This window comes from Odoribacter sp. (assembly GCF_985060555.1).
In genome coordinates this window covers 86,489-101,169 of sequence record NZ_CFKYFN010000036.1, presented here as the reverse complement: position 1 = coordinate 101,169, position 14,681 = coordinate 86,489, and the positions used below count along the sequence as shown (strand labels likewise).

Genomic DNA, 14,681 nt, shown 5'->3' with positions numbered 1-14,681 from the left:
ACATTTGTATTCAAATATCAGGAGAATGATCTATGGGAAAAATCAATTTTTTAATTCTATTGTTTGCCGCAGTACTTTGTTGCAATTCTTGTAAGCTTTATAAAGTAACATATTCCACGACAGGAGCTTCCATCAGTCCTGACGTAAAGACCTTTTCCGTGGATTATTTCCCGAATAAGGCTCCTCTGGTAGTACCTTATCTAAGTTCGCTGTTTACCGAGAAACTGACAGATTACATGCGTTCCAAAACAGGCTTGAGTCAATTGACCGATAACAACGGAGATATTCGTTTCGAAGGCCAGATCACCGAGTACAGCCAACGGCCCATCGATATCCAAAAAGATGAAATCGCAGCCTCCAACCGGCTGACGATCGGAATCAAAGTAAAGTATACGAATACGAAAGACGATAAATACGATTTCTCTTCTACGTTTTCCAACTATGCCGATTACTCGACCGACGCTGATTTCGATTCCATAGAGGAGAGCTTGATTATAGAAATCCTGGATAAGATTATCGACGACATATATAATAAGGCACTCGTCAACTGGTAATCGATCGGCAGAAGAATGAAAAGTGAAAAAATCATAGAATTTATACGTCATCCTGAAAAAATCAACAATGACGATCTACGGGAATTACATACACTCGTAGAACGTTATCCTTATTTTCAGACGGCTCGTATTCTATATTTAAAAGCTTTATATCTTCTGGGAGGTGTCAGATTTCGCAGCGAACTAAAAGCTTCGACCGTCCATCTTACGGATCATAAGCAATTTTTCAGGTACCTGAACAATCAGATCGGTTTCGAACCCTTGGGTTCCGGTACGGCAATCCCTAAAAATTCGCTGAGTCATATTGTCGACGAACGTATCCGCGAAATCCATGGTCATACCGTCGTTCACAGCCAGGGTATTCCGGTCTGTCAGACTACCGAAGAGACAACTACCGGATGCGAAGAAGACATCATACAATTCAATCTCCGGCAAAAGGGAAGAAAACGGCCGGAAAACGATGAGAAAGAAATCATTTCCAACCCTATCCGACTGGACGATGTACCGGGAATAATCGACGATTATTCCAACTCTACCCAAGAGGATAGGTCCGAAGCGAACCATTCTGCCACCCCGTATGCCTCCCCCATCCAGCCCATCGATCTGAGCGGAATACAGGGCATCGTAGATGAAGCCCCCCGTCCTGAAAATAATTTCTCTATCGATGTCGATCTGGACGAAGAAATAGCGGATGCACAGGAAGAAAAACCATCGGTCTCTCTCGATACTCCCGAAATCATCAGTGGCGGATACCGGCTGACCGACCAGCCTCATACCGAAGAAACCGTCATAACAGAGAAAGAATCCCGGAAATCCCGAAAGAAAAAAGACGATCTCATCGAGCGTTTTATTCAGTCTGAACCCATCATGCCCAAAATAACTTCGGCCTCGACGGATAACAGGGATCTATCTAAAGAAAATCCTTATATCCAAGAGGAATTATTCAGCGAAACACTGGCAAAAATATATGTCAAACAACATCTGTACGAAAAAGCAATCTCAACTTATATAAAATTAAGTTTGAAATATCCGGAAAAAAGTGTTTACTTTGCAGACCGAATCGAAAAAATAAAAGAGAACATTAATAATAAAGAGTAATTATGTATACGGCAATTTCTGTTTTGATATTCATTATCTGCGTTTTATTGATATTGATTGTATTGGTACAAAACTCCAAAGGCGGAGGCTTGGCTTCTTCATTTGCTTCTTCTAACCAAATCATGGGAGTAAGAAAAACGACCGATTTTCTTGAAAAAGCAACCTGGACGTTAGCCGGAGGAATGATGATCCTGTGTGTATTGGCCACCTTTTTTATCCCCAGAGGAGAAAATGCAGTAAAATCTGCTATCCAGGAACAAATCGAAGCTCAGCCTGTTCAGCAACAAACCATCCCGACTTTCCCGACCAATCCGGGAGCCGGCGAAAATGCCCAGGAAACAGGAGCTGCAACACCCGGAGAATAATTCCATTAAAACTTAAAATAGAATGTCAGTATGTCAGTCATACTGACATTTTTTTGCTTTTCTGCCAAACCCTTTTTTCCCCTATTTTTTATCTTTTATCATTTTTCCTCTATTTTTCAATGATTTACATTTTCTTTCCTCCTCTTCCTTTCTGTCGTATTTTTTTTGGCACAAAATATGATAAGAAGGAAATGTTGTAACATTCAACCTTACAACGACGTTGAAATATTGCGTATTAATTTGAAAATAAAATCATATTATAAACTTTTAAATTTTTAACATTATGACACTGAAGACCGTACTTAACAAGGTAATTGTTGAGCCTGTTGAAGCAGAAACTGTAACTAAAGGAGGGATCATCATCCCCGACACAGCACAAGAAAAACCCCAGAAAGGTACAGTTATCGCAACCGGTAAAGGTAAAGCAGACGAACCGATGGAAGTAAAAGCAGGCGATACTGTTTTATTCGGAAAATATTCCGGTACAGAAGTTCATATCGACGACAAGAAGTATCTGGTCATGAACCAAAGTGATATCCTTGCAATTCTTTAATTGTAAATTGTAAGTAATCCCAAAAATTAAAATCTAAAACTAATTTGTTATGGCAAAAGAAATAAAATTCAATATCGAAGCTCGTGACCTGATGAAAAAAGGGGTAGATGAGCTGGCAAATGCAGTAAAAGTAACTCTGGGACCGAAAGGCCGGAATGTAGTCATCGAAAAGAAATTCGGAGCTCCCCATATCACCAAAGACGGTGTCAGCGTAGCTAAGGAAATCGAACTAGCCGATCCGTATGCAAATATCGGAGCACAAATGGTGAAAGAAGTCGCTTCCAAGACCGGAGATGATGCCGGAGACGGTACGACTACCGCTACTATCCTGGCCCAAAGTATCATCAATGTAGGGTTGAAAAACGTTACTGCCGGAGCTAATCCGATGGAATTGAAAAGAGGTATTGAAAAGGCAGTTGCTGCTGTCGTAAAACATCTTGAAGGACAAAAAGAAGAAGTAGGTAACAACTTTGAAAAAATCCGTCAGGTAGGTCGTATCTCTGCCAATGGCGACGAAACGATCGGTAACCTGATCGCCGAAGCAATGGAAAAAGTCGGCATCGAAGGAGTAATTACCGTTGAAGAAGCCAAAGGAACCGAGACAGAGGTAAAAACGGTCGGTGGTATGCAATTCGACCGTGGATATATTTCTCCTTATTTCGTAACCGACAGTGAGAAGATGATCTGCGAATTCGAAAATCCTTATATCCTGCTTTATGACAAGAAGATTTCTTCTATGAAGGAATTACTTCCGGTTCTGGAACCGGTAGCACAATCAGGTCGTGCCTTGTTGATCATCGCCGAGGATGTCGAAAGCGAAGCCCTGGCTACTTTGGTGGTCAACCGTTTGAGAGGTTCTTTGAAGATTGCAGCAGTAAAAGCTCCGGGATTCGGTGACCGCCGGAAAGAAATGCTGGAAGATATCGCTATCCTGACCGGAGGTGTCGTCGCTTCGGAAGACAAAGGAATGAAACTGGAAAACCTGACTATCGATATGTTGGGTCGTGCAGACAAAATAAGCATCGACAAAGAAAATACGACGATTGTCAAAGGGGCCGGTAAAAAAGAATTTATTCAGGAGAGAATCGAGCAGATCAAGAAATTGATTGAAAATTCGACTTCCGACTATGATAAAGAAAAACTGAAAGAACGTCTGGCAAAATTGTCAGGTGGTGTTGCCGTCCTGTATGTCGGAGCAGCTTCTGAAGTTGAAATGAAAGAAAAGAAAGACCGCATCGATGACGCTCTGCACGCAACCCGTGCTGCCAGCGAAGAAGGTATCGTACCGGGTGGTGGTGTCGCTTATATCCGCGCACAAGCAGCCCTGGAAGGTCTGAAGGGAGAAACCGAAGACGAAACTACCGGTATCGAAATCATCAAACGTGCTATCGAAGAACCGTTACGTCAGATTGCTTATAACGCCGGTGTCGAAGGTGCTGTCGTTGTCAACAAAGTACGTGAAGGTAAAGGCGATTTCGGATACAACGCCCGGAAAGATATCTATGAAGATTTGAAGAAAGCCGGTGTGATCGATCCGAAGAAAGTAACCCGGGTAGCCTTGGAAAATGCAGCTTCTATCGCCGGAATGTTCCTGACTACCGAATGTGTATTGGTGGAAGAGAAAAAAGATGAACCTGCCGCTCCTGCCATGGGTGGCGGAATGCCGGGAATGATGTAATAAAAAATGGTTCAATACAAGGAAGCTGTCTGCGTTTGCAGACAGCTTTTTTTGATTAATTACCCGTATATTTTTTGATTAGTATCATAATACCCACTACTATTCGTAGGTAATCTTTTCAATTCTACTCCTTGCCAGATAATTTTAAGAATAATTTCTCCATTAGCCGTAAAATTTATCTTATTTCCTGATTTATAAGCACTACCACTTAAATGATTATAACCAATAAAAGTATCCCCAAACCCCGTATTGTAAAAAGCACTATTAGTTACAGCAGGTACAGTGATATCCAAAAAAACATCTACCCGTCCATCAGAATTCAAACCAGAGATTTTGACAATCCTTTGCCCACCACTTTCATTAGTTGACTTTAAACGAGGTAACATGTCAAATTGTTCAGAAACTAGTGTTCTAATATTTTCAGATTGCATATTCTGAATATATTTCAACACTTTTTCTAGCTCTTCAAACGAAGTTATAGCTTTCAAATTTTTGACTACTGACTTGTCTTTCACATTTTTCCACATTCTCCCATCCATATTTGGAAAACAACTTATCGTACTCCATTATTTCTGAAGTGTCATCCGATATGTTTTTTGAACAAGAAATGGAAAATAGTGATATCACCATTAATACTAAATACAATTTTTTCATCATTTTTAAATTAATACTTATCTATTTGACAATGATATGAAAACATTTTATTATACCCAATAGTGAATCCTCGGAAAATATTCGGAATATTTGTCCTCCCTTTTCGGGAAAAGTTTAGGGAACACACCGGCAAAAACGGTCTTATTCCTGCGTATTGTTTAATTCTTTCCTAAAAATCTTAAAAATATAAGTTCGTAATATTTTCGTAATCTGAATGAGTTTCCTATTTTTACAGTCGCAAAATTCGGAATCTTAAAAAATGCAAAAATGGATTATGGAATCTTTGATGTACTGAAGCTCATCGGATCGCTTGGTGTATTCCTTTATGGAATGAAACTAATGAGTGAATCTCTTCAGAAACTGGCTGGCAACAAAATGAGGCAGATATTGACAGCCATGACTTCCAATCGTGTTACGGGTGTACTTACCGGCTTATTTATTACAGCCCTGATACAAAGTTCTTCGGCAACGACAGTCATGGTCGTGAGTTTTGTCAACGCCGGATTGTTGGACCTGGTCGGCTCTATCGGTGTTATTTTGGGAGCCAATGTCGGCACAACCATCACCAGCTGGTTGGTTGCGGTGTTAGGACTGGGAAAATTCAGCATGAGCGATCTGGCTCTTCCGATTATCGGTTGTTCACTGCCCCTATTGTTTTCACAAAAACGTTCCCGCAAAACCTGGGGTGAAATGTTCGTCGGTTTCGGTTTGTTGTTTTTAGCCCTGCGTTTTCTGCAGGAATCGATGCCGACCGATTTGCACACTCTTCCCGGAGTAGGAGAATTCATACAAAAAATCAGCTTTCTGGGATTCCGTTCCTGGATGATCTTCCTGCTTATCGGTGCCGGTTTGACTACGATATTTCAATCCTCCTCGGCTACAGTTGCTTTAACTTTGGTGATGTGTTCGAAAGGCTGGATCGGTTATGAAGATGCTGCAGCGATGATTATGGGTGAAAATATCGGAACGACTATTACCGCCAATCTGGCAGCAGCAGTGGCCAACGTACAAGCCAAACGGGCAGCCCTAGCCCATTTTATCATCAATGTATTCGGAGTGATCTGGTTATTCCTGATATTTACCCCTTTTTTGAACTTCATCGGAGACTTGTGTGTCACCCTGCATCTCTCGACTTATAATCCCAAATTTTCGGACCCGAAACTGTTGAACGAAGCTTTCTCACCGGAAGCCCGGGCCGGAGTGACCGCTTCTATAAATGCCGCCATGCCGCTTGTATTATCTCTTTTCAACACCTTGGCAAAGGGGATCAACGTGGCTATTCTGATTTGGTTTACCGAATATCTGGCCCGGATTGTCAGCCGGATTATTCCTCCCAAGAAAGGGGAAGAAACTTTTACTTTGAAACATATCAAAATCGGTTTGTTATCTACGCCGGACGCCTCGCTTTTCCAAGCCAAACAAGAGATCTCCCTCTACGGGCAAAGTACGCTGGAAATGTTTCACAAAACAATCCAGGCTTTCGATATGCCCTCCGGAGAATATGAAAAAGAATTCGATTATCTCCAGAAAATGGAAGACGAAAGTGACCAGGTGGAAGTTGAAATTGCCGATTACCTGACCAAAGTTTCCGAATCCAGACTAACCTCCGAAAACTCCCAACGGGTACGTGCGATGTTTAAAATCGTATCGGAAGTGGAAAGTGTAGCCGATTCTATTTTAAATGTCGCCAAAGCGATTTATCGTCGTAACGAACAGAAAATCACCTTCCCGGAAGAATTGTCCAATAAACTCAAACATATGTTTGCCTTAGTGGATGAATCTATCGTCGTTATGTGTGCCAATCTGGCTACCGAATATACCCAGGTAAACGCCAAGAAAGCCTATGAACTCGAACAAGCCATCAACGATTACCGGACCATTTTGAAACAGGAACACCTGATGGCGATCGAAGAAAAACGATACGAATATTCTATGGGTATTCTGTATAACGACCTTTTCTCCGAATGTGAGAAAATCGGAGACTATACGATAAATGTCACACAGGCAATGAAAGAAATCGGACACGAAGAATAAAATTTCATTACCTTTGTCACTCAAATAATATTTTATAAGATTATGGCACAGGAAGATGTATTCAAAAAATTAGTAGCTCATTGTAAGGAATATGGGTTTGTGTTTCCGTCTTCAGATATTTACGACGGACTGGGAGCTGTATATGATTACGGACAGAACGGCGTGGAACTGAAAAACAATATCAAACGGTATTGGTGGGAATCGATGGTCCGGTTACACGAAAATATCGTAGGAATCGACTCTGCCATTTTCATGCATCCGACCATCTGGAAAGCTTCCGGCCACGTAGATGCATTCAACGATCCCTTGATCGATAACAAAGATTCTAAGAAAAGATACCGGGCAGACGTTCTGATCGAAGATCAGATTGCTAAATACGACGAAAAAATCGAGAAAGACGTTGAAAAAGCCCGGAAAAGGTTCGGGGAAAAGTTCGACGAAGCCTTATTCCGGGAGACCAATCCTCAGATTCAGGAACACATCCGCAAAAGAGAAGCTCTCCACGAGCGGATGTCCAATGCCTTAAATGCCAATGACCTGAATGAAGTACGTCAGATTATTCTCGACGAGAAAATCGTCTGTCCGATCTCCGGCACCTGCAACTGGACCGAAGTACGCCAGTTCAACCTGATGTTCGCAACTGAAATGGGGTCTACCGCAGAAGGAGCCAGCAAAATTTACCTGCGTCCCGAAACAGCTCAGGGAATCTTCGTCAACTTCCTGAATGTACAGAAAACCGGACGCATGAAAGTGCCTTTCGGTATCGCCCAGATCGGTAAAGCTTTCCGTAATGAAATCGTCGCCCGCCAGTTTATTTTCCGGATGCGCGAATTCGAACAGATGGAAATGCAATTTTTTGTACGCCCCGGTTCGGAACTGGAGTGGTTCAAAAAATGGAAAACGACCCGTATGCGTTGGCATCAGCTCCTGGGATTCGGGGAAGAAAACTATCGTTTTCATGATCACGAGAAGCTGGCCCATTATGCGAATGCCGCTACCGATATCGAATTCAAATTCCCCTTCGGTTTCAAAGAAGTGGAAGGAATTCATTCCCGTACGGATTTCGACTTATCACAACATCAGCAATATTCCGGTAAAAAGATTCAATATTTCGATACCGAACTGAACGAATCTTATGTGCCTTATGTGATCGAAACCTCTATCGGTGTAGACCGAATGTTCCTGCAGATTATGTCGGCTGCTTATTGCGAAGAAGACCTGAGCAAAGACGGCAAACAGGATTCCCGTGTCGTACTGCGCCTGCCGGCAGCTCTGGCCCCGGTAAAGATGGCCATTATGCCACTGGTGAAGAAAGACGGGCTGCCTGAAAAAGCGCAGGAAATCATGAACCTGCTGAAATACGATTTCAACTGTCAATACGACGAGAAAGACTCTATCGGTAAACGCTACCGCCGTCAGGACGCTATCGGTACTCCTTTCTGTATCACTGTCGACCACCAGACTCTGAAAGACCATGCCGTCACTATCCGCGACCGCGACACCATGCAGCAGGAACGGGTAGCCATCGATCAACTCTTCGGTATACTCAAAGAAAAATGCGATATGCAAACTTTGCTGAGAAAAATGACCGAATAGTCAGCTCATCGAGGGATCGGTTTCTTTGGTTAATAATCAGAATCACCGTCCTCCGGGTATACTTCGCGTAAGTGCTGTGAATTCTGACGATCCGGAAGAACCCTGTCGGAATAATTATAATACATAGAATAAACCCCGAAAGCCAGATAAAACTTTCGGGGCTTATTCTATAATAATTACACCGCCATGTAATAAGCAAATTTTAAATCGTCATTTTTCGGTAAAGTTAAATCACCACATTATAATCGAGATCATTTGTTTAAACTATTGATAATGTCGGTTTGCTTGTCATTATACAAAAAATGGGTTAAGGTATATGTCAGTTTTTCAGGGTTCATGCCGGAAGTGTTGGCTTCGAAAATAGGCTCCGGCTTCGTCGGAACTTCTACAAATTCCTCCCCATTGCGAACTCTGAGAATCTCGGCTATCTCCATCAGGCAGCAGCCGTTGAAGACACCCGTCTCAAGGTATTTGGAGAAGGCTTCGACAAGTGAAGCAAATTAAAAATTTTAGTGAAGATTTTCTTTTGAATTTAAACGTTCTACAGTATTAGTTGTTGTCGTTGTTGTATACTCTAAAATATTTGAACCGATAGGGTCATAAATAAATCCGCCATGTTCATTAGATACAACACATAATGATTTAAAGTGCTTATTTTTATAACTCCATTCTAATTCCAAATATTCATAATCCAAATGAATTAAATTATTAAGCTGTTGTCTTAGTGAGGTAAGCAGACTTTTTTCTCCTATAGACTCTGCAATTTCTAATCGCTTACGAATAGAAATGATTTCAAATTTAGGCAACACTCTTTCCCGAATGACGCAGGAATCTCCCCTTGATACAGTATCTCTCATCACTATGGGAGGTAAATGCAAAATAGCAGGAGCATTGTAGGATAATAAGGAATCTATTATATCGGATTTAACAGTTTGAGATCCAATTATTCTTTTATAGGTATACCCTAATAGTTTCAAAAACGACACATCACCCCTATTTTCTTCATTGAAGCTATTTTTTAAAGCTTCGAGCCGGTCTTGCCAAGTTGTAGGTGTATTTTGTGAAAAACATACATTTGTATATAAAACACCTGATATCAAAATAACAAAATAGAATAAATTGAATGATTTTTTTTCCATACTTTTCTAATAATTTTTATTAGTTCAAATATATAACAATCCCAAATCAAAAATAAACGACTAATTATCTTATTTTTCCGAACATTGAGCCCAATTTTCAGTAGCCTAACTATGGTGTAACTGAATATTTTTTATTATAGGAAATTTTTCAATAAATGAAATTACTGCTTATGAGAATTACCAGAAAATCTGTTTCCCGTCAGAATAGGTAAAAATGCGTTCTTCTCTTCCACGGCTTACATCCCTAAGCCAATAGAGCGCATTCGAAGGAGCCAGATACTCCAGAACGACATCCCTGGCTATTCGGGGTCCGCCAATCAGTTGCCATCCCTCCGGTCCCCACCAATACAACTCGTAAGTGTCGCCCAATTGGATCATATTTCCATCGGTACGGGGAATAAAAATCAGTTTACCGATGTTCACTTCCTTTCCGAAATCCATCCCCACCCAGGCACCACTTCCAGTCGGCGCATCGAAAAAAGTCAATGGGTCTCCGTCGAATACCTTTTCTTTCACATGGTTAGGATCATTAAAACAACTTCCTTCCGTCCCTATAATTTCACCCACAATAGGGCGCATAGAATCTCTCTGATAAAATACCAATTCGGCAATATTACAAAGTCCGTTTTCGGCAGACAAATACCTCCAATAGCGCCAGGCAGTATCGGTAGTAACCTTCAGGGAATAAGCACTTTTCCACTCAGGTACCCGATAGATAGTAACCGAATCGCTGAAGTCCGCCCGATTGGCAGCCTGAATTTTTCCTCCTACAATCCGTCTTCCCATAGCATAAGCATTGTCAGAAGGAGGATATTTCCGGTAGAGTTTCAACTGTTGCCGATTCAACGTATCCCCTTTCAGGACAATTACCTTCCCGTCCGTATCCAATAAAAAAGGACTGGCCAAGGGTTTCAGCCCATCGGAAGTATAGTAAACAGGCAGATAAACAATATCACGGGCTACATTTTTAAAGAGGGCTTTTCCCCGGTGTATTCCGGCCCAATCGACCGGTACCCAATCTTCATTATCGAAAATAGTCAGATAAGCATAGTTTTCAGAGCATTTCACCGAAGAGGGAACTTCGATTTCCACATCGGAAGTGCGCATATATTCGGCTGTCACATCTTTCATAAAACAATTCTGGAAAAAATCGGGCACATCGCCACACTCCCGGTTCAATCTTTCCAGGTCACGGTTGATTGCATAAGTCTGCCTGTAAACTTTCCCTAACTTTTCTTCCACTTTATGAGGCATCCCCGGATCACTCTCCGTAGCCAGAAAAACTACATTTTTTCCCCTGTTATCCAACATCACATTCCAATAATGCCTACCGGACCTGACAGGCCATTGAGGGATAAAATCCATCATGACAGGAATCCCTTTCGAACGCATAATACTCAATCCCATCAAAGCATACTCCCGGCAAGACCCTCCCCTGGATTTCGGCAACAAGGAAGGAAACAACAGAGGAATTTTAGAAAAAGGTTCGAGGGTCTGAAAACGAATCTGAGTCCCGATCTCCCGGTTTACCCAAGTTGCAGCCCAAAATGCAGAGTGACTGAGCCGGGGATGCCGGAGGTCTATCTGTTCTTCATAACCGGTAGCCAATTTTTTCCGCCAATCTTCCAAAGGTTGGTATTGTCCGACCGTATAAGGCAATATGTATTCACAGAAATCATCAAAACCGACATGTGAAGCCCAGGGTTTTTCCCTCCAGACCCGAAAAGCACTATCGATATTGGCAATCAGAAAACCGGACTTTATCACCTTTATATCTTCCTGTACACGCAATCCGGATTTATAATACTCATGGATCTTATCGAGACTATCCTGCCAATTTCTCAAAGTATCGTTACTGAACACCGCATTCAAAGCCGCATAATAAGGCCCGATCGAATCGCCACCGATAGATAAATGCCCGGGCATATTTTCGATTAAAAAGCGGGCAGCCTCCCACTTCAGGCTATCTTTATCCTCTTCGGAATAATGACGCAATACCCGTTCCAGTTCTATCCGATTTTCCCCGGCCCTTTCAAGAGCCGATTCCAAAACCGAAGGCCGGCAAGCCGAACACCCGACAATAATAAAAAAAGAAAAGATTCTAAATAGCATTTTACATCCGAAATCAAAATTTATCGATATCCCCCTCTCAGCGACAGCCCATATTTGAATTACAAATATAATATTAAATTATTCTTCCAGAATTCCGATCATAATTTAACTAAAAAGGATGTCTGGAAATATTAATCTTTTCAACCTTCACTACTACCCCGGTATAGATTACAATCAAAGAGAGATTGAACAATATATTTCCTGTCCAGGATATATCCTTTTGCCATGCTCCCAAAAAATAGAATAATATACCGCCTGAAAGATAAAATAGGATACGTTTGAGCGGATAAGGAACCGGATAATATATTCTGCTCAAAATATAACTGACGATCACCATAATCCATTCGCTTCCCAGATGTGCCCAGGCCGTTCCGGCATATCCCAGACGTGGAAGTAATAATAAATTAAAAACAATCGTGCAAATCAATCCACTGCCGGTGACCAAAATGGCCAGACGGGTCTTACCGGTCCGCTTATACCAGAATGAAAGATTAAAGACTATACCATTTCCGATATTAGCAAACAAAACAACAGGGATAATAAATAATCCATCCCGAAAATCCGAACCGAGGATCAAACCAAAGAAATCGGAGAAAAGGGAAATCACTAAAAACAACAACATAGAAACGATCAAAAAATATTTTAACGTCTCCGCATTTGCTTTCAAGAAATCTTCCTTTTTAAAAGCAGCCAGAAAAAACGGTTCTGCAGCCAAACGGAACATTTGCACAAACAACAACAAAATGCCTCCGAGTTTAAGGGCAGCTCCATAAATACCTAAAGTACTCATTGCCGACTCTTGCGGCAGCAAATATTTAATAAATTGGCGGTCGATAAATTCATTGGCGGTACCCGTAACCCCGCTGATCAGCAAAGGCAACGAATAGATAAATAAAGGCTGAAGCAATTTCCGTTTTATCCGAGGCCGGATCCCCCGGACGGCAGGAATCAGCATAAAAGCCGCTGTCACGCTAGCGATTAAATTCGATATCAAATAATATCCGGCACCATATTCTGCCGGGAAAATATTTTGCAGGTCTCTAATCCCAGGTATCACAGAATAAAAAACGATACAAAAAAACAGATTGACCAGTATCGTAACGACCCGGATTTTCACATAGGCCGATGCTTTATTTTCCTCTCTTAACTTAGCGAATGGTAAGGCCGTCACAGCATCGACGGTTATAATACTTCCCATCAATAATAGATACGACGGAGTTCCGGCATAATCCATCACCACCGACAAAGGATGTAAGAACAATAAGGTGAAACCGAAAAATAGAAGGCTCACTAATATAACGATACCCCAGGTGGTTTGAAATATCAATCTTTTCTCTTCAGAAGTTCCCGCTTTACCGGCAAAATGAAAATACCCTGTTTCCATCCCCATCGTAAGCAGTAACAGGATAAAAGGAATGAGGGCATAGAGATCGGTCACCACCCCATACTCACCCGTAGTCATAATACGAGTGAGATAGGGGGTCAATAAGTAATTAAGAAAACGGGCAATAATACTACTGATCCCATATATAGCCGTCTGTGCAGCCAATTTCTTTAACATACCGGTATTCTATGTGGGATGAACAATCTACGACCAGTTAACACCGGTCATAAAGTATGGCCCGAAAAACTTCTTTCACTTAATGGAGATGAAACAAAATCCAGGTTCTTCAAAGTTACACGAATTTCATCCCCCATATTCAGGTTCGAATGATAAAAATCCAACAATACGTTACCGGCGGTAATAGAACCCGCATCAACAGATACTTGACCTTGATTTATGGTTACAACAAAAGTGACTGCTCCCCCATCTATAAATGGCATACATATCGTATTGTTTTCTGTACAGACTTCCATTCCATATATTCCCTTATCACTCATAAACTCCTTTTTCTGGTTAGAGAAATCAGGCATAACAAACTCATGTACCGACTCAGTACCCTCAGAAACAATCCTCTTTATGCAAACTGAATCACCTATATTCAAAGAAATTCTATCATCCGAAATATCTGAGACAATACATGCTAATTCATTTCCATATTTATTATTACAAACAGAAATTACACCAGTATGATCGAACGGGATATAAAACAATGATTCATTAATACTTAATGCAGTCATATTTGCCATATATTACATAACTATATTATAAAACTCCTTTTTTCTTTAACTGAGCTTCTAAAAGATAAAAATCTTTCAAATATTCATCAAGCATTTGTTGCTTCTGTTTTTCGGATAATTTTAGTGGATTAGGATCTAATTTTTTTACACAAGTCGGAGACGAACAAACCTGCTCGTCTGCATTTATAATTTCGATCTCAATACTTTCTCCAATATGCATATCCGATTTTATCCAAAAAGTATCCAGGGCATCATCTCCAAAGCCTTTGATACCGGCAACCGATAGTTCATAGCCGTTCGAACTACTATAAAAAATAGTGACTGATGAACGGAAGTCAGGGGTAACAACAATTTCTTCTGACCTGAATTTTATTCTGAATCCTCTCATTTCAACACACCTTCTTTTGTTAAAAATTTTTTAAGTTGATTATAGTATCCTAACATATCTTCATCTGTCATACTACTCATATATATGAGTATCATACTCCATACCCTCAATAGCAGTAATTTTCACTTTGTCTCCTACAGCCAACTCTATTTTACCCCAATCCAACTTAACGCTGTTTTCTTTGTCTTCACCGAGAACAACCATATTGTCAGCTTCTACAAACACACAAACCTGCCCTTTCGGTGTGACGCAATTCATTATTTTTCCTCGAATATCTATTTGCAAACCTTTCATAACATATGTTTTTTGGCGCTTTTCACTTCAACACAACTACAACTTGTTAAAATACCTAATATTTTAAGAGGTTTTTCACCTTTATTGATGATTCC

General features: G+C 41.0%; 14 protein-coding genes. 7 read left to right on the top strand and 7 right to left on the bottom strand.

Features of this window, described 5'->3' with window-relative positions; all coding sequences use genetic code 11:
- The first annotated feature begins 32 nt into the window (after window positions 1–32).
- From AC5RDS_RS04725 to groL, 5 genes are all read left to right on the top strand, one after another.
- Entirely contained in the window at window positions 33–554 is a 522-nt protein-coding gene (locus tag AC5RDS_RS04725; protein ID WP_013612558.1) for an LptE family protein, read from the top strand.
- A 15-nt stretch (window positions 555–569) separates the two neighbouring features.
- Window positions 570–1,652, top strand: a complete 1,083-nt coding sequence (locus tag AC5RDS_RS04720) for a DUF8458 domain-containing protein (RefSeq protein WP_013612559.1) — start codon at window positions 570–572, stop codon at window positions 1,650–1,652.
- Window positions 1,653–1,654: 2 nt separating this feature from the next.
- Window positions 1,655–2,017 carry a preprotein translocase subunit SecG gene (secG, locus tag AC5RDS_RS04715; RefSeq protein ID WP_013612560.1) on the top strand — a complete coding sequence of 121 codons (363 nt, stop codon included), beginning with the start codon at window positions 1,655–1,657 and terminating at the stop codon, window positions 2,015–2,017.
- A gap of 283 nt (window positions 2,018–2,300) precedes the next feature.
- Window positions 2,301–2,570: a co-chaperone GroES gene (locus tag AC5RDS_RS04710; protein WP_013612561.1), complete on the top strand. Its 270-nt coding sequence runs from the start codon at window positions 2,301–2,303 to the stop codon at window positions 2,568–2,570.
- 49 nt (window positions 2,571–2,619) lie between these two features.
- Window positions 2,620–4,248 carry a chaperonin GroEL gene (gene groL / locus AC5RDS_RS04705; RefSeq protein WP_013612562.1) on the top strand — a complete coding sequence of 543 codons (1,629 nt, stop codon included), beginning with the start codon at window positions 2,620–2,622 and terminating at the stop codon, window positions 4,246–4,248.
- Window positions 4,249–4,307: 59 nt separating this feature from the next.
- On the opposite strand, the gene AC5RDS_RS04700 is transcribed toward groL, so the two are convergent.
- Window positions 4,308–4,787, bottom strand: a complete 480-nt coding sequence (locus AC5RDS_RS04700; protein WP_013612563.1) for a hypothetical protein — start codon at window positions 4,785–4,787, stop codon at window positions 4,308–4,310.
- 382 nt (window positions 4,788–5,169) lie between these two features.
- On the opposite strand from AC5RDS_RS04700, the gene AC5RDS_RS04695 reads away from it, so the two are divergent.
- A complete protein-coding gene (locus tag AC5RDS_RS04695; protein WP_013612564.1) occupies window positions 5,170–6,936 on the top strand; it encodes a Na/Pi cotransporter family protein in 1,767 nt (588 codons plus the stop codon).
- 42 nt (window positions 6,937–6,978) lie between these two features.
- Complete coding sequence (locus AC5RDS_RS04690) at window positions 6,979–8,532, top strand: glycine--tRNA ligase (protein WP_087381317.1); 1,554 nt, start codon at window positions 6,979–6,981, stop codon at window positions 8,530–8,532.
- A gap of 509 nt (window positions 8,533–9,041) precedes the next feature.
- On the opposite strand, the gene AC5RDS_RS04685 is transcribed toward AC5RDS_RS04690, so the two are convergent.
- The 6 genes from AC5RDS_RS04685 to AC5RDS_RS04660 form a co-directional block, all read right to left on the bottom strand.
- Window positions 9,042–9,671, bottom strand: coding sequence for a hypothetical protein (locus tag AC5RDS_RS04685; RefSeq protein WP_118107874.1), 630 nt, complete (start codon window positions 9,669–9,671; stop codon window positions 9,042–9,044).
- A gap of 177 nt (window positions 9,672–9,848) precedes the next feature.
- Window positions 9,849–11,783, bottom strand: a complete 1,935-nt coding sequence (locus AC5RDS_RS04680; protein ID WP_118121981.1) for a discoidin domain-containing protein — start codon at window positions 11,781–11,783, stop codon at window positions 9,849–9,851.
- Window positions 11,784–11,892: 109 nt separating this feature from the next.
- A complete protein-coding gene (locus AC5RDS_RS04675) occupies window positions 11,893–13,344 on the bottom strand; it encodes an oligosaccharide flippase family protein (RefSeq protein WP_022160169.1) in 1,452 nt (483 codons plus the stop codon).
- A gap of 47 nt (window positions 13,345–13,391) precedes the next feature.
- Window positions 13,392–13,913 (bottom strand): hypothetical protein, encoded by a 522-nt coding sequence (locus AC5RDS_RS04670; RefSeq protein WP_046404215.1) that lies wholly within the window; start codon window positions 13,911–13,913, stop codon window positions 13,392–13,394.
- 16 nt (window positions 13,914–13,929) lie between these two features.
- The gene (locus tag AC5RDS_RS04665; protein WP_046403989.1) at window positions 13,930–14,292 is read right to left on the bottom strand and encodes a hypothetical protein; all 363 of its coding nucleotides are present in this window, start codon (window positions 14,290–14,292) and stop codon (window positions 13,930–13,932) included.
- Between the two features lie 72 nt (window positions 14,293–14,364).
- Window positions 14,365–14,586, bottom strand: a complete 222-nt coding sequence (locus tag AC5RDS_RS04660; RefSeq protein ID WP_494222232.1) for a hypothetical protein — start codon at window positions 14,584–14,586, stop codon at window positions 14,365–14,367.
- Between the last annotated feature and the right edge of the window lie 95 nt (window positions 14,587–14,681).